We start from the raw sequence: 15,656 nt of genomic DNA on the forward strand, positions 1-15,656 counted from the left end.
CATAGTCCTCGTATTCATTTGTCCCCACGACGCCCCCCCCTCGCGCGCAGTCCTGTTCATGCCGGCCCTGGTAGCCATGACCCACAACCCGATCATCCGGGCGCTGAAACAGCGGCTGAGCGAACGTGGCAAAACCGGCAAGCAGATCGTGTGCGCCGCCATGCGCAAGCTGCTGCACCTGGCCTACGGGGTTCTCAAATCGGGCACGGCGTTCGACCCGAAAAGGGGCCTTGCCTGCTAGGGGGTAAGACGGTATCTGCGAGGGGGAACGATGGAGGAGCCACTGTCGCGAATCCCCAATCCCAAATCCCCAATCCCGGCGCTACCGCGTCGCGACTGAAGCCGCTCCCGCAAGGGAAAGCGATGCGCACGGACGCCCGCTTTTACGATTCCCCATTCTCCACTCCCCATTCCCAGCGTCACGAAGCGTGACGCCGAATACGCTACCCTGACGCCCCTTTTCAGGCGTGACGTGGCGATGTTCCGCTGGTTCGAGTCCCTGATCGAGGTCTTCCCGAAGATCGAGACGCAGATGCCGCCGCGTGGGGTGGTGCGCTTCTATCTGCATTACCTGCGTCCGCTGTGGCCGCTCTTGCTGGCCACGCTGCTGGCAGGTCTGGCGCTGGCGCTGGTGGAAGTGGCGATGTTCGACTTCCTCGGCCGCATCGTCGACATGGTCGCCGAGCAGCCGGGGCCGGACTTCTTCCAGCGCCATGCCGGCGAGCTGCTGTGGATGGCGTTCGTCGTGCTGCTGGCGCGGCCGCTGTTCGTGGCCCTGCACAACCTGCTGGTGAACCAGGCCATCGTGCCGGGCCTGAGCAACCGCGCGCGCTGGCTGATGCACAACTACGTGGTGCGGCAGAGCCTGGGCTTCTTCCAGAACGACTTCGCCGGGCGCATCGCCAACCGGGTCATGCAGACCGGCACCTCGTTGCGCGAGTCGGCGGTGCAGATGGTCGATGCGCTCTGGTACATCGTGGTCTACACCGGCAGCGCGCTGTACCTGTTCGCCCAGGCCGATCCCTGGCTGATGGCGCCGCTGCTGGTGTGGGTGCTGGCCTACGTGGCGCTGATGGTCTACTTCGTGCCGCGGATGAAGCACCGCGCCTGGATCGCCTCGGACGCGCGCTCCAAGGCGATGGGCCGCATCGTCGACGGCTATACCAACATCGCCACCCTCAAGCTGTTCTCGCATGCCGGGCGCGAGCAGGCCTACGTGCGCGAGGCGATCGACGAGCTGGCGGTCAAGCACCGCGGGCAGACCCGCATGACCACCGCGATGGACAGCGCCATCGCCATCATCAACGGCTTCCTGATCGCGGTGACCTGCGGGCTGGCGCTGTGGCTGTGGAGCCGCGGCCAGATCAGCGTGGGCGCGATCACCCTGGCCACCGGCTTGGTGATCCGCATCCACAACATGTCCGGCTGGATCATGTGGACGGTCAACGGCATCTTCGAGGACATCGGTGCGGTGCAGGACGGCATGGAGACCATCGCGCAGCCGGCGCAGGTGCAGGATCGCGCCGACGCGGTGCCGCTGCGCGTGGAGCGCGGCGAGGTCCGCTTCGAGCACATCCACTTCCATTACGGCAAGCGCGGCGGGGTCATCGCTGGGCTCGACCTGCAGGTGCGCGCCGGCGAGAAGATCGGCCTGGTCGGGCCGTCCGGCGCCGGCAAGTCGACCCTGGTCAACGTGCTGCTGCGGCTGTACGACCTGGAGCAGGGCCGCATCCTGATCGACGGCCAGGACATCGCCGGCGTCACCCAGGAGAGCCTGCGCCAGCAGATCGGCCTGGTCACCCAGGACACCTCGCTGCTGCACCGCTCGATCCGCGACAACCTGCTGTACGGCCGCCCCGACGCCAGCGAGGCGCAGCTGCGCGCGGCGGTGGCCAAGGCGCGCGCCGACGAGTTCATCGAGCAATTGCAGGACGGCGAGGGCCAGCGCGGCTACGACGCCCAGGTCGGCGAGCGCGGCGTGAAGCTGTCCGGCGGTCAGCGCCAGCGCATCGCCATCGCCCGCGTGCTGCTCAAGGATGCCCCGATCCTGATCCTGGACGAGGCCACCTCGGCGCTGGATTCGGAAGTGGAAGCGGCGATCCAGGACAGCCTGGACGAACTGATGGCCGGCAAGACGGTGATCGCGATCGCCCACCGGCTCTCCACCATCGCGCGGATGGACCGCCTGGTGGTGATGGACCGCGGCGCCATCGTCGAGACCGGCACCCACGCCGAACTGGTCGCCCGCGGCGGCCTGTACGCGCGGTTGTGGGCGCGGCAGACCGGGGGGTTCGTCGCGGCGGACTAGGATGTGCCGGGCCAGGCCAGGCCGGGCCGGGCCGGGTCGCGGCGAGCGGGGCCGGGCATGCCTGGCGGCACTGACGGCGAGGGCGGGGACGCCGTGCCCCGCTCGGAGGCGGCGCCGGCCGCCCGGCAATGCGACAATGTCCGGCTTAACGAGATTCGCCAGACCATGTCCCGATTGCAGTTCCAGCTCCACACCACCGACGGCGCCGCGCGCCGCGGCCGCCTGACCTTCCCGCGCGGGACGGTCGAGACTCCCGCGTTCATGCCGGTGGGCACCTACGGCTCGGTCAAGGGCGTGCTGCCCGAGCAGATCAAGGCGCTGGGCGCGCAGATCATCCTCGGCAACACCTTCCACCTGTACCTGCGCCCGGGCCTGGACGTGATCGGCGATCACGGCGGCCTGCACGGCTTCGCCCGCTGGGACGGGCCGATCCTGACCGATTCCGGCGGCTTCCAGGTGTTCTCGCTGGCGCACCGACGCAAGATCAGCGAGCAGGGCGTCACCTTCGCCTCGCCGACCGACGGCGCCAAGGTGTTCCTGGGGCCGGAGGAGAGCATGAAGATCCAGCGGGTGCTCGATTCGGACATCGTGATGATCTTCGACGAGTGCACCCCGTACCCGGCCACCGAGGACGTGGCGCGGCGCTCGATGGAACTGAGCCTGCGCTGGGCACAGCGCTCGCGCGACGCACACGACGTGCTGGGCAACGACGCGGCGCTGTTCGGCATCGTCCAGGGCGGCGTGCATGCGGACCTGCGCAGCCGCTCGATCGAGGGCCTGCAGGCGATCGGCTTCGACGGCTACGCGATCGGCGGCCTGGCGGTGGGCGAGCCGGAGCACGAACGCAATGCCATGCTCGAGCACCTGCATCCGCGCCTGCCCGGCGACCGCCCGCGCTACCTGATGGGCGTGGGACGCCCGGAGGACCTGGTCGAGGGCGTGGCCCGCGGCGTGGACATGTTCGACTGCGTGATGCCGACCCGCAACGCGCGCAACGGCCACTATTTCACCTCGTTCGGCACGGTGCGCATCCGCAACGCCAAGTACGAGCGCGACCTCGATCCGATCGAGCCGGGCTGCGGCTGCCATGCCTGCAGCAGCGGCTACACCCGCGCCTACCTGCGCCACCTGGACCGCTGCAACGAGATGCTGGCGCCGATGCTGGGCACCCTGCACAACCTCTGGTACTACCAGAAGCTGATGGCAGACATGCGCGCGGCGATCGCCGCGGGAACCTTTGCCCAGTTCCGGCGGTCCTTCTATGCGGCGCGCGGGGTCGAAGCCACGCCACTCCCAACGGAGCACGGATAAGCCCCTCTCCCCCCGGGAGAGGGGTTGGGGTGAGGGTCCGGGCGCAGCCTCGTGCCGTTTGGGAGGGGTTGAGCCGAGGGTCCGGCCACCGCCGAACCCTGTTCCTCTCCCGGATCCAAACGCAAGGACCCCGTACGCCAGATCGCCAGCGCCCCTCGGTGCCGGCCTGCCTTCCCGCTGCGCATGGCGCCGTTCCTGTGCCGCAAGGGCAGGGCAGCGGTTCCGGAGGGTGAAGGAAGATCGTGGCATAATCGGCGGCTGCTTGCTGCCGCAAGGCAAACCAGCGGTCCGTGCCCCAGGGCGTCGGGCTGCCCAAACCATAGGACGTACCCGATGAATCCGCTCGATTTCCTGATTCCCGTCGCCCAGGCGCAGACCGCTGGCGGCGCCGCCCCGGCCGGTGGTGGCCTGCAGATGTTCCTGCTGCCCATCATCCTGATCGCGGTGATGTATTTCGTGATGATCCGGCCGCAGATGAAGCGCCAGAAGGAGCACAAGTCGATGCTGGACAAGCTCGGCCGCGGCGACGAGGTCATCACCTCCGGCGGCGTGGCCGGCGTGGTCACCGACATCGGCGACAACTTCATCACCATCGAAGTGGCCGACAACGTGCGCATCCGCGTGCAGAAGGGCGCCGTCGGCAATGTCCTGCCGAAGGGCACGCTGAAGTCCGCCTGATCCATTTCTCCTACTGCTAGGCGCGACGCCGGCGTGGCGTCGTGCGGGGTCCCGCAATGCTCGAGTTTCCGCGCTGGAAGTATGTCCTCATCCTGATCGTGCTGGCGTTGAGCGCGTTGTACGCGCTGCCCAACGTGTACCAGAAGGATCCGTCGGTCCAGATCACCGCCAGCCGCGGCGGAAAGATCGACGACGCCCTGCGCGAGCGGGTCCTCGCCGACCTGAAGACGGCCGGGATCACCCCGAAGCTGGTCGACAAGGAAGGCGACAGCCTGATGGTGCGCCTGCCGAACCTGCAGGCGCAGACCCGTGCCAACGACGTGCTGCGCCAGCAGGTGGGCGAGAACTACACGGTGGCGCTGAACCTGGCCTCGACCGTGCCGGACTGGCTGTCGCGCCTGGGCGGCAAGCCAATGGTGCTGGGTCTTGACCTGGTCGGCGGCGTGCACTTCGCCCTGCAGGTGGACCAGAAGGCGGCGCTGGAAAAGCGCCTGGACGCCTTCGCCGAGGACATCCGCACCACCTTGCGCGACAACCGCCTGGCCTACCGCTCGGTCGAGCGCCGTCCCGACAACAGCATCCAGGTCAGCCTGGGCGAGGGCGTCGACGCCAGCGCCGCGCGCGCGGCCATCGCCAAGGCGCAGCCGACCCTGAGCTACGCGGTGTCCGGGCAGACCATCGCCGTGACCGTGCCCGAGGCCGAGCTGAAGCAGATCGCCGCTGGCGCCATCGAGCAGAACCTGACCACCCTGCGCAACCGCGTCAACCAGCTGGGCGTGGCCGAGCCGATCATCCAGCGCCAGGGCGACGACCGCATCGTGGTCGAGCTGCCGGGCGTGCAGGACACCGCCGAGGCCAAGCGCATGATCGGCGCCACCGCCACGCTGGAGTTCCGCGGCGTGGTCGACGGCAATGCCGAGGACGCGGTGCGCAGCGGCAACATCCCGCCCGACGCCAAGGTCTACCGCCTGCGCGACAGCGGCGCCCCGGTGCTGCTGAGCAAGCGCGTGCTGGTGTCCGGCGACCAGATGGTCAACGCCACCGTCAGCACCGACCAGAACGGCATGCCGGCCGTGGCGGTCACGCTCAACAACGCCGCCGGCCAGCGCATGTTCGACTACACCAGCGCCAATACCGGCAAGCTGATGTCGGTGGTCTACATCGAGCGCATCCCCACCGTGACCATGGTCGACGGCAAGGAAGTGCGCAGCGTGCGCGTCAACGAGGAGGCGCTGGCGCCGACCCGGATCGCCGGCGTGTTCGGCAAGAACTTCCAGACCACCGGCCTGGAGAAGACCGAGGCCGAGAACCTGGCCAAGCTGCTGCGCGCCGGTTCGCTGGCCGCGCCGATGGACTTCGTCGAGGAATACGTGATCGGCCCGAGCCTGGGCGCGGAGAACGTCGAGCGCGGCATCACCGCGGTGGTCTACGCGTTCCTGTTCACCCTGGTGTTCTTCAGCGTGTACTACCGCATGTTCGGCCTGATCACCTCGGTCGCGTTGCTGATGAACCTGCTGATCGTGGTCTCGGTGATGTCGCTGTTCGGCGCCACCATGACCCTGCCGGGCTTCGCCGGTCTGGCGCTGTCGGTGGGCCTGTCGGTGGACGCCAACGTGCTGATCAACGAGCGTATCCGCGAAGAACTGCGGCTGGGCGTACCGCCCAAGTCGGCGATCGCGGCCGGTTACGAGAAGGCCGGCGGCACCATCCTCGACGCCAACCTCACCGGCCTGATCGTCGGCGTGGCGCTGTACGCGTTCGGTACCGGCCCGCTGAAGGGCTTCGCGCTGACCATGATCATCGGCATCTTCGCCTCGATGTTCACCGCGATCACCGTGTCGCGCGCGCTGGCGGTGCTGATCTACGGCCGTCGCAAGAAGATCAAGTCCGTGGCCATCTGAGCCACGCACGCCACCTTCCGCACGTCCCCGCGCCGACAGGCGCGGGGTCCAAAAAAACGCAGAGCGGTCTCCAATGAAAATCTTCCCGCTTCACCTGATCCCCAACGACACCAAGATCGACTTCATGCGCTGGCGGCACCCGACCCTGGCGCTGATGCTGGTGCTGGCGCTGGCCTCGTTCGCGGTGATCTTCGCCAAGGGCTTCAACTACGCGCTGGAGTTCACCGGCGGCGCGCTGGTGCAGACCAGTTTCCAGAAGCCGGTCGACGTGGACCAGGTGCGCGAACAGCTGGCCAAGGCCGGCTTCGAGAATGCGCAGGTGCAGAACGTCGGCAGCGGCAACGAGGTGGTGATCCGCCTGCAGCCGCAGGGCGAGCACAACAACGAGGACATCACCAAGAACCTCGCCGAGCAGGTGCGCAAGGCGGTGAGCACGCCGCAGAACCCGGCCACGGTCAAGCCGGGCGAGTTCGTCGGCCCGCAGGTCGGCAAGGACCTGGCGCTGAACGGTGTCTACGCCACGGTGTTCATGCTGGTCGGCTTCCTGATCTACATTGCCTTCCGTTTCGAGTGGAAGTTCGCGGTGGTGGCCAGCCTGACCGCGCTGTTCGACCTGTTGGTGACGGTGGCCTACGTGTCGGTCACCGGCCGTGAGTTCGACTTGACCGTGCTGGCCGGCCTGCTGTCGGTGATGGGTTTTGCGATCAACGACATCATCGTGGTGTTCGACCGCGTGCGCGAGAACTTCCGCAGCCTGCGCGTGGAGCCGATCGAGGTGCTGAACCGCTCGATCAACCAGACCCTGTCGCGTACGGTGATCACCGCGGTGATGTTCTTCCTGTCGGCGCTGGCGCTGTATCTGTACGGCGGCGAGTCGATGGAAGGCCTGGCGCTGACCCACATGATCGGTGCGGTGGTGGTGGTGGTGTCCTCGGTGATCGTAGCGGTGCCGCTGCTGTCGATCGGGCCGTTCCAGGTTACCAAGCAGGACCTGCTGCCGAAGTCGAAGGACGTCGAGGCGCTGGCGCGCAGGCCCTGATGGGGCTGGGATTGGGGATTCGGGAGTGGGGATTCGCAAAGGCGTGATTTCCTGGGCCTGAAACAGTCCCTCCTGCGAACAAAAAAGCCGCGCGGATGCGCGGCTTTTTCTTTGTGCGGACGCTGGGGGCGTCGGGTGGATGCAGCGCGACGTCGGCCGGGTTGCCGTGCGTGGGATGGGGCCGTCAATGACGGCTCCGTCCCTCCGTGGCGTGCGTGCCGCGCAGGGCGTCCGCGCTACGCCGCGTTGGCGGTGGCGCGGGCCACCAGTTGCGCCACCATCGGATAGGTCTCGCTGCGCACCTGGAACTGGCCGACGATCTCCACCAGGTCGCCGGCCTGCTGCTCCATCGCGCGTGCCGCGGCAGTGGCTTCCTCGACCAGGGCGGCGTTCTGTTGGGTGGTCTCGTCCATCTGGGTGACGGTGTGGTTGACCTGCTCGATGCCGGCCGACTGCTCCTGCGAGGCGGCGGCGATCTCGCCCATGATGTCGGTCACGCGCTGCACCGAGGCCACGATGTCCTGCATCGTCGTGCCGGCCTGGGCGACCAGCGCCGAACCTGCGCTCACGCGCTCGACCGAGTCGTCGATCAGCGTCTTGATCTCCTTGGCCGCGCTGGCCGAGCGCTGGGCGAGGGTGCGGACCTCGCTGGCGACCACGGCGAAACCGCGGCCCTGCTCGCCGGCGCGTGCCGCTTCCACCGCGGCATTGAGTGCCAGGATATTGGTCTGGAAGGCGATGCCGTCGATCACGCCGATGATGTCGGCGATCTTCTTCGAGGCCGCCTCGATGCCGTCCATGGTGGTGACGACCTGTCCGACCACCGTGCCGCCCTGCGAGGCCACGGAGGCCGCGCCGGCGGCCAGCTGGTTGGCCTGGCGCGCATGCTCGGCGTTCTGCTTCACCGTGGCGGTTAGTTCCTCCATCGATGCGGCGGTTTCCTCCAGGCTGGCGGCCTGCTGCTCGGTGCGGCGCGACAGGTCGTCGTTGCCGCTGGCGATCTCGCCGGCGGCGGTGTCGATGCTGGCCGCGGCCTGCTGGATGCGGCCGACCATGTCGGTCAGTTGCGCGACGGTGGCGTTGGCGTCGTCGCGCATCCGCGCGAACACGCCGTGGAACTCGCCCTGCATGGTCTGGGTCAGGTCGCCGGCGGCGATCGCGCGCAACAGCTGCGACAGCGCCGCCAGATTGGTCTCGGTGCCCGTCATCATCGTGTTGAGGTTGGCGACCATGCCGCGGAAGGCGTGACGGAAACGCTGATCATTGCCGCGGCGGGAGAAGTCGCCCTGCGCGGCGGCGCGCACCAGCAGGTCGATCTCGTCGTTGATCGCGCCGAGATTGCGCTTCACCTTGGCCATGGTCTCGGTCAGGATCGCCTTCTCGCCCGGGAACTGCTCCAGGTCGCGGCTCAGATCGCCTTCGGCATACTCGCCCATCAGCGCGATCAGCTGCTGCTTGACCGAGATATGGCTGTGCACCAGGGCATTGGTGTCGCGGACCATGCGCCCGTAGTCGCCCGGGAAGCGTGCCTCGTCCATGCGGAAGCTGATCCGGCCGGCGTCATGCTGCTTGGCCATCTCGGTCTGCGCCTGGATCACCGTGCGCAGTTCCTCCTGCATCTGCCGCATGTCGTTGAGCAGCGACGGCGCCTGGGTGCGCAGGCGCACGTCCTGCGACAGGTCGCCGCTGGCGATGCGGCGCACCACGTCGGCTGCGTAGGCGGGCTCGCCGCCGAGTTGGCGCATCAGACTGTTGCGGACCAGCAGGCCGAGCAGGATGGCGGCGACGATGCCGATCAGCATGCCGCCGAGGCTGGTCCATTCGCCCGACTGCGCGCGCGCCTCGCTCTCGGCCTTGCGCACCTGCAGCAGGGCGCGCTCGGCGTTCTCGTACTGACCGATCGTGTCGCGCAACCCGTCCATCTGCTGCTTGCCGACGCTCCGGAACGCGTCCAGCTGGGCGTCGTCGCTGTCGGCCGCGGTGGTGCGCATGTGCTCCACCGCCTTGCGCTTGGTCGCCATGAACTGCGTGTAGTCCTGCATCAGGGTCTGCAGGCGCGCCTGCTGCGCCGCGTTGTCCGCGGTCAGCTGCTTGGACTCCTGCCACTGTGCGCTGAACTCGCGTTCGCCGAGTTCGAGTGGCGCCAGGTAGGACGGATCGCGGGTCAGGGCGAAGCCGCGCGCGCCGCTCTCGATGTTGAGCAGGCTCACCAGCATGCGGTCGCCGAGGGTGATGACCTTGTAGGTGTGCGCGTCCAGCGCTGCCGCGCTGGTGAACTTGCGGAAGCCGATCAGGCTGGTGATGCCGACCAGCAACAACATGGCGATCACGCCGCAGAAGCCGATTGCCAGGCGCTTGGTGACGGTGAGATGATGGAAGGACACGCGAGATCTCCGGAAGATGCGAGAGAGCGGCGCTATCGGCTCCATTGCCGCAGGGACGGCAATGCAGGCACGGATCAGCGGGGAAGTTCGGGCAAAGACCCGCATCGGTATCGGCCGCGTTCCGTGGATCTTTAGGGCTGCGTTCGCCGATTGCGTCGGGCGCATCGCACATGCCGTTTTGCCTGCACGTAGCGCGTCGTGTGCCGTTTTCTACGCAAGCGCCGATCAAGCAGGAGTGAAGCGCGCAGCGTCCAATGCGTGAGTGCGACGTGACGGCAAAACGGCCCGTGCGTTCTGCGTTCGACGGGATTTCCTGGATGGCGACTCGTCTGCGCGAGGCCAGGCGGATGCTGCGAAAGGACCTGTGCGAAGGTCGTGCGCCGGTCCGATCGGCGGATGACGGACATAAAAAAAGCCGCGCGAGTGCGCGGCTTTTCTGTTGTTGCGGTGTCGCTGCGCCGGCGTAGCGCCGGTCGCCTCGCTCAGAACTTCGCGTCGAACTCCCCGGCGAAGCCGGTATTGACGATCAGCTTCTGCAGCGCGTCGCCGACCTTGAGGTTGCCGGCGACCACCTGGAACTGCTGCGGGCCGCGGTCGTCGATGCGGCCGAGGGTGCCGCCCTTGAAATCGGTGACGCGGCCACCGGCCTCGCGCACCAGCAGCACGCCGGCGGCGATGTCCCAGGCCTTCACGCCGGCTTCGAAGTAGGCGTCGCTGCGGCCGCAGGCCACATAGGCCAGATCCAGTGCCGCCGAACCGGTGCGACGGATGTCCTCGGCCTGCACCAGCAGCGCATCCACGCACTTGAGCTGGGGGCTGGTGCGCTTGCGCTCCCGCGGCGCGAAGCCGGTGTGGACCATGGCGCCGTTGAGTTCCTTGCGCTCGCTGACACGGATGCGGCGGTCGTTGAGCACGGCGCCGTTGCCGCGGCTGGCGGTGAACAGTTCGTTGCGGAGCGGGTCGAAGATCACCGCGTCGACCGGCTCGCCGTTCTCGACCAGGGCGATCGACACGCAGTAGTGCGGGAAGCCGCGCAGGTAGTTGCTGGTGCCGTCGAGCGGGTCGATCACCCACATGTAGCGGCCGCCGCCCTGCACGCCGCTTTCCTCGCCCATCACGCCGTAGTCGGGGTAGGCGCGGCGCAGCTCCTTGACGATCACCTTTTCCGCATCGGCATCGACTTCGCTGGCGTAGTCCATGCGGTCCTTCTGCACCACGTTCAGTGCTTCCAGGCGGTTGATGTGGCGCAACAGCACGTTGCCGGCGAGGCGGGCGGCCTTGACCATGACGGTGACGGCGGGTTTTTGCATGGCAAGCGCTCCCGAGAAGGCGGAGGTGGGTCTGGAGGAGGAAAAGAGCAGTCCGGCGCCAAGGCCGGCCGCACAGTTTACCATCTACGCCCCCGTTCGCTTCGCCTGCCGTGCCGCCATGACCGATTCCCTCCGTATCCGCTTCGTCCTGGTCGGGACCCAGCACCCCGGCAACATCGGCGCGGCGGCGCGCGCGATGAAGACCATGGGGCTGTCGCGGCTGGTGCTGGTGGCGCCGGAATGCGAGCTGGAGACCGAGGCCTACCGGCGTTCTGCCGGGGCCGAGGATCTGTTGCAGCAGGCGCCGGTGCTGCCGGCGCTGGCCGACGCAGTGGCCGATTGCCGGTTGGTGCTGGGTTGCACCGCGCGCAGCCGCCGCGTGTCGCTGGAGGAGTTGCTGCCGGCCGATGCCGCGCAGCGCCTGACCGCCACCAGCGCCGAACCGGCGGAGGTGGCGCTGGTGTTCGGGCGCGAGCGCACTGGCCTGACCAACGAGGAACTGCAGTTGTGCCATGCGGCCGTGCACATTCCCTCCGATCCGGCGTTCAGCTCGCTCAATCTGGCCGCGGCGGTGCAGGTGCTGGCCTACGAACTGCGCCTGGCGCAGCTGCGCGGCGCCGCCCCCGCGCCGGCGCCGGCACCGGGGTTCCGCGAGGCACCGGCCAGCCACGCACAGGTGGAAGGGCTGTTCGGGCAGTTGGCCGAGACCCTGGACGATATCGACTTCCACAAGGGCCGCGCCCCGGATTCGGCGATGCGCAAGTTGCGCCGGCTGTTCCTGCGCACCGAGCTGACCGAGCAGGAAGTGCGCCTGCTGCGCGGCGTGCTGTCCGATGCGCAGCGCATGGCGCGACTCGCCGGGCAGGCCGGAAACTGAGGCCGGACAAGGCGCGAAGGCCTCCATCGCGGCGCGCGCGCCGACGCGTGCGCCCAGGGCGGACTGCATGCGCGGCAGGCGCCATTCTGTGACGCTGTCACCGGCATGCGCTTTCGGCTAGGCTTTGCAAGGTCTACTTGGGGATCGTGGTTTGTCCAGTTCGCGTTGGCGGGTGGTCGTGGTGTGGCTGGCGCTGGCGATCTGCTGGCCCGCGTCCGTGCACGCGCGGCCCTCGGTCCTGGTGCTGGGGCGCATCAGCGACAATCCCAAGGCCCATTACGAGCAACTCAAGCCGCTGCTGGACTACGTGGTGCCGCGCATGCGCGAGGTCGGCATCACCTCCGGGCAGATCCTGATGGCCCGCGACAGCCAGCAGATGAGCAGTTACCTGCGTCGCGGCCGGGTCGACTGGGTCACCGAGACCGCTGCCACCGCGATGGCGCTGGAACAGCGCGGTGGCGCCAAGCCGCTGCTGCTGACCGAGCGCAACGGCGTGCGTCAGTACCACACCGTATTCTTCGTGCGCAAGGACGCGCCGGTGCACGACCTGTCGGATCTGCGGGGGCGCACGCTGGCGCTGCAGAGCACGCTGTCCACCAGCGCCTACCTGGTGCCGATGATGACGCTGTTCGAGCGCGGCCTGCATCCGGAGATCCTGCTCTCGACCAAGGACCAGCCCTCGGCGGAAACGGTCGGTTACGTGTTCGCGCGCTCGGAACTCAACATCGCCGCCTTCGTGCACAAGCACCTGGTGGATGCCGGGGCGTTCAGCAATCTCGACTGGGACGACGATCGCCGCATTCCCCCGGCGTTCCGCCGCGACTTCCGGGTGATCTACCGCAGCGAACCGTATCCGCGCGCGGTGGAGATGGTGCGCAGCGATCTGCCCACGGACGTGGAGACGCGCCTGCGCGAGGTGCTGCTGCACGCCGCCGACGATCCGCAGGGGCGCGCGGCGCTGCGCCAGTTCTTCGGGACTTCCGGTTTCTACCCGATCGATCCGGCGTCGCAGAAACGCCTGGATGCCCTGCGCGACGGCGTGGCGCGGGTGAGGCTGGAAGTGGAATGAAGACCATGCGTTTCGGGTTGCAGGCCAGGTTCCTGCTGGCCATGGGCGTGGCTGCGCTGCTGGTGATGGCGATCCTGGCCCTGCTGCTGGAGCGCCAGGCGGCGATGCAGCGCGAGGTGCGCACGCTCAGCGGCAACGCCATCCACAGCCTGTTCGACAGCAGCATGCGCACCCGCGGCGAATCGCTGGCGCGGCAACTGGCCGATTCGCTGGCCAACCCGGTGTACTACTCCGACCTGGATGCGATCGGCACGCAGGTGCGTGGGGCGCTGGGCTATGTGGCGGTGGCCTACGTGCTGGTCTACGACGCCGACGGGCGGCTGATCCACGACGGCAGCAAGGACCTGGTGGGCTACGGGCAGCGCATGCGCGGGCCGATGGCCGACGCCGCGATCCGCGCCAAAGGCCTGCTGGCGCAGGAGTCGCCGGAGTTCCTCGACGTGTCGATGCCGATCATGATCGGCGACCAGCGCGTGGGCGGGGTGCGGGTAGGCATGTCCTGGACACGCGCGCAGGAGTACGAGCGCAAGGCCGGGCAGAACCTGGACCAGCGCCTGGGCGCACTGGGCAAGCGCCATCTCGGCTGGTTGCTGCTGTTGCTGGCCGCCCTGGGCCTGACCGCGGCGATGGTGGCGGTCTACGTGCAGCGCACGCTGGTGGCGCCGTTGCGCTGGATGGCGGCGACCGCACGCCAGATCGAGGCCGGCAACTATGCGGTGGAGCGCCGCGACAGCGGCCGCCACGACGAGGTCAGCGAATTGCTGCGCGCGTTCGGGCGGATGAGCGAGGCGATCGCCCGGCACGACCGCGACGTGCGCCACATGGCCTACACCGATGCGTTGACCGGGCTGACCAACCGGCTCGCGTTCCGCGAGGCGCTGGACCATCGCATGCTGTCGGCGCGCGCCTCGCAGCGCAGGCTGGCGCTGCTGTTCGCCGACATCGACGATTTCAAGCGGATCAACGACACCCTGGGTCACGAGGCCGGCGACGAAGCCCTGCTGCAGTTCGCGCGGCGCATCCAGCTGGCGGTGGAGCAACTGGGCGGCGACGATGCGCTGCTGGCGCGTTTCGGCGGCGACGAGTTCGTGATCCTGGTGGAGGATGCGCAGGCGGCCAAGGTCGCCACCGCGCTGGCGCAGCGGCTGGTGCAGGAGCTGCGCGAGCCGCTGCGGATCCAGGGCCGCGAGGTGTTCATGGGTACCTCGATCGGCATCACTGTCTACCCGGGCGATGCCGAGGACGCCTCGGCGCTGCTGAAGAACGGCGACATCGCCATGTACCAGGCCAAGCTGGCCGGCAAGAACTGCCACCGCTTCTACAGCCGCGCGATGGACTATGCGGTGGAGCGGCGCGTGCACATGGAGCACGAGCTGCGCGGCGCCTGGGAGCGCGACGAACTCAAGCTGGCCTACCAGCCGATCTTCCGCACCCAGGACCGGCGCATGGTCGGCGTCGAGGTGCTGCTGCGCTGGCAGCATCCGGCGATGGGCACGATCTCGCCGACGGTGTTCATCGACGTGGCCGAGCAGAGCGGGCTGATCGAAAGCATCGGCCCCAAGGTGCTGCGCGCGGCCTGCAGCGAGGCCACCCAGTGGCGGCGCGCCGACGGCAGTGCCGACCTGTTCGTCTCGGTCAACGTCTCGCCGCGGCAGTTACGCAGCGGCGATCTGCCCGAAGTGGTGGCCGAATGCCTGCGCGAGTCCGGGCTGCCGGCGGCGCAATTGCATCTGGAGCTGACCGAGACCGCGGTGATCGGCGACGAGCTGCAGGCGGCGAGCATGCTGGCGCGGCTGCATCGCACCGGGGTCAAGGTCTGGCTGGACGACTTCGGCACGGGCTTCTCCGGCCTGAGCCATCTGCGCCAGGTGCCGGTGGACGGGGTCAAGATCGACAAGAGTTTCGTCGCCGACCTGCAGCGCGACCCGGACGATCTGGCGCTGACCACGGCGATCATCGCCATGGCGCATTCGCTGGACATCACCGTGGTCGCCGAGGGCATCGAGCAGGAGACCCAGTTCGAGTTGCTGCGCGAGCGCGGCTGCGAACTGGGGCAGGGCTTCTGGCTCAGCCGCCCGCTCAGCGCTGACGAATTCCGCCAACTGCTCGCCAACGAGGACGCACCGCCCGCCAGCGGGTGATCGCCGCTGCGGCGTCGTGGCCGGCGTGCGCTGTGCCTGCTGCGGTCCCGGCCAGGCGGGTCAGGGCAGCAGCGGGCGCTTGCCGCTGTCGCCGGGAATCTCGCGCACCAGTTTCGGCACGAGATAGCCGGACAGGCGCGCGGCCAGCGCCTGGTGCAGCGCCAGCGCGGTGGCATCGTCCACTTCGAAATGGGCCACGCCCTGCACCCGATCCAGTTGATGCAGGTAGTAGGGCAGCACGCCGGCGGCAAAGCTGCGCTCGCTCAGCGCGGCCAGCGTCTCGACGCTGTCGTTGACCCCGCGCAGCAGCACCGCTTGGTTGAGCAGGTGCGCACCGGCTTCGCGCAGGCGCCCCAGCGCGGCATCGACGTCGGCATCGAATTCGTTGGCGTGGTTGGTGTGGATCACGAACGCCACCGGCCACGGCAGCGTGCGCAGCCAGGCCAGCAGCGGCGCATCGACGCGCTCGGGCAGCACCACCGGCAGGCGGCTGTGGATGCGCAGGCGCTTGAGCTGCGGCAGCGTCGCCAGCGCCTCGGTGAGTTCGGCCAGCTTCGGCGTGGCCAGCGACAGCGGATCGCCGCCGGACAGGATCACTTCCTCGATGCTGGGGTCGGCGGCGATGGCCGCCACCGCCG

Annotated in this window: 10 protein-coding genes and 2 pseudogenes; 9 read left to right on the forward strand and 3 right to left on the reverse strand. The window is 68.5% G+C overall.

What is annotated here, in order from left to right; all coding sequences use genetic code 11:
* The 6 genes and pseudogenes from CEK68_RS19015 to secF form a co-directional block, all read left to right on the forward strand.
* A pseudogene (locus CEK68_RS19015) lies at positions 1–241 on the forward strand (hypothetical protein); the annotation flags it as partial.
* A 237-nt stretch (positions 242–478) separates the two neighbouring features.
* Entirely contained in the window at positions 479–2,308 is a 1,830-nt protein-coding gene (locus tag CEK68_RS19020; RefSeq protein ID WP_152240327.1) for an ABC transporter ATP-binding protein, read from the forward strand.
* A 165-nt stretch (positions 2,309–2,473) separates the two neighbouring features.
* Positions 2,474–3,619 (forward strand): tRNA guanosine(34) transglycosylase Tgt, encoded by a 1,146-nt coding sequence (gene tgt / locus CEK68_RS19025; RefSeq protein ID WP_152240328.1) that lies wholly within the window; start codon positions 2,474–2,476, stop codon positions 3,617–3,619.
* Positions 3,620–3,952: 333 nt separating this feature from the next.
* Positions 3,953–4,297 carry a preprotein translocase subunit YajC gene (yajC, locus tag CEK68_RS19030; RefSeq protein WP_017910689.1) on the forward strand — a complete coding sequence of 115 codons (345 nt, stop codon included), beginning with the start codon at positions 3,953–3,955 and terminating at the stop codon, positions 4,295–4,297.
* 56 nt (positions 4,298–4,353) lie between these two features.
* Entirely contained in the window at positions 4,354–6,198 is a 1,845-nt protein-coding gene (gene secD, locus CEK68_RS19035; RefSeq protein WP_152237865.1) for a protein translocase subunit SecD, read from the forward strand.
* Positions 6,199–6,271: 73 nt separating this feature from the next.
* On the forward strand, positions 6,272–7,237 hold the full coding sequence (gene secF, locus CEK68_RS19040) for a protein translocase subunit SecF (RefSeq protein WP_152240329.1): 966 nt from the start codon (positions 6,272–6,274) through the stop codon (positions 7,235–7,237).
* Positions 7,238–7,473: 236 nt separating this feature from the next.
* Here secF and CEK68_RS19045 read toward each other — a convergent pair whose 3' ends face one another.
* Positions 7,474–9,621: a methyl-accepting chemotaxis protein gene (locus CEK68_RS19045; protein WP_152240330.1), complete on the reverse strand. Its 2,148-nt coding sequence runs from the start codon at positions 9,619–9,621 to the stop codon at positions 7,474–7,476.
* Positions 9,622–10,103: 482 nt separating this feature from the next.
* Positions 10,104–10,931 carry an inositol monophosphatase family protein gene (locus tag CEK68_RS19050; protein ID WP_026144017.1) on the reverse strand — a complete coding sequence of 276 codons (828 nt, stop codon included), beginning with the start codon at positions 10,929–10,931 and terminating at the stop codon, positions 10,104–10,106.
* 118 nt (positions 10,932–11,049) lie between these two features.
* Here CEK68_RS19050 and CEK68_RS19055 point away from each other — a divergent pair, with 118 nt between their 5' ends.
* The 3 genes from CEK68_RS19055 to CEK68_RS19065 all read left to right on the forward strand — a co-directional run bounded on the left by CEK68_RS19055 (position 11,050) and on the right by CEK68_RS19065 (position 15,018).
* Positions 11,050–11,808 carry an RNA methyltransferase gene (locus CEK68_RS19055; protein WP_017914286.1) on the forward strand — a complete coding sequence of 253 codons (759 nt, stop codon included), beginning with the start codon at positions 11,050–11,052 and terminating at the stop codon, positions 11,806–11,808.
* A gap of 178 nt (positions 11,809–11,986) precedes the next feature.
* The gene (locus CEK68_RS19060; RefSeq protein ID WP_026144016.1) at positions 11,987–12,877 is read left to right on the forward strand and encodes a phosphate/phosphite/phosphonate ABC transporter substrate-binding protein; all 891 of its coding nucleotides are present in this window, start codon (positions 11,987–11,989) and stop codon (positions 12,875–12,877) included.
* Entirely contained in the window at positions 12,874–15,018 is a 2,145-nt protein-coding gene (locus CEK68_RS19065; protein WP_152240331.1) for an EAL domain-containing protein, read from the forward strand. The genes CEK68_RS19060 and CEK68_RS19065 overlap by 4 nt, the downstream gene beginning before the upstream one ends.
* 60 nt (positions 15,019–15,078) lie before the next feature.
* On the opposite strand, the pseudogene CEK68_RS19070 reads toward CEK68_RS19065, so the two are convergent.
* Positions 15,079–15,656 (reverse strand): annotated as a pseudogene (locus CEK68_RS19070) (EF-P beta-lysylation protein EpmB); the annotation flags it as partial.

The organism is Xanthomonas sp. LMG 12461 (assembly GCF_009192935.1).
GTDB lineage: Bacteria > Pseudomonadota > Gammaproteobacteria > Xanthomonadales > Xanthomonadaceae > Xanthomonas_A > Xanthomonas_A sontii.

Excerpts from the sequence above, each read along its gene's own strand:
- CEK68_RS19055 (WP_017914286.1), top strand. The coding sequence starts at position 11,050 with ATGACCGATTCCCTCCGTATCCGCTTCGTCCTGGTCGGGACCCAGCAC.
- yajC (WP_017910689.1), top strand. The coding sequence starts at position 3,953 with ATGAATCCGCTCGATTTCCTGATTCCCGTCGCCCAGGCGCAGACCGCT.
- CEK68_RS19065 (WP_152240331.1), top strand. The coding sequence starts at position 12,874 with ATGAAGACCATGCGTTTCGGGTTGCAGGCCAGGTTCCTGCTGGCCATG.
- CEK68_RS19020 (WP_152240327.1), top strand. The coding sequence starts at position 479 with ATGTTCCGCTGGTTCGAGTCCCTGATCGAGGTCTTCCCGAAGATCGAG.
- CEK68_RS19050 (WP_026144017.1), bottom strand. The coding sequence starts at position 10,931 with ATGCAAAAACCCGCCGTCACCGTCATGGTCAAGGCCGCCCGCCTCGCC.
- secD (WP_152237865.1), top strand. The coding sequence starts at position 4,354 with ATGCTCGAGTTTCCGCGCTGGAAGTATGTCCTCATCCTGATCGTGCTG.
- tgt (WP_152240328.1), top strand. The coding sequence starts at position 2,474 with ATGTCCCGATTGCAGTTCCAGCTCCACACCACCGACGGCGCCGCGCGC.
- secF (WP_152240329.1), top strand. The coding sequence starts at position 6,272 with ATGAAAATCTTCCCGCTTCACCTGATCCCCAACGACACCAAGATCGAC.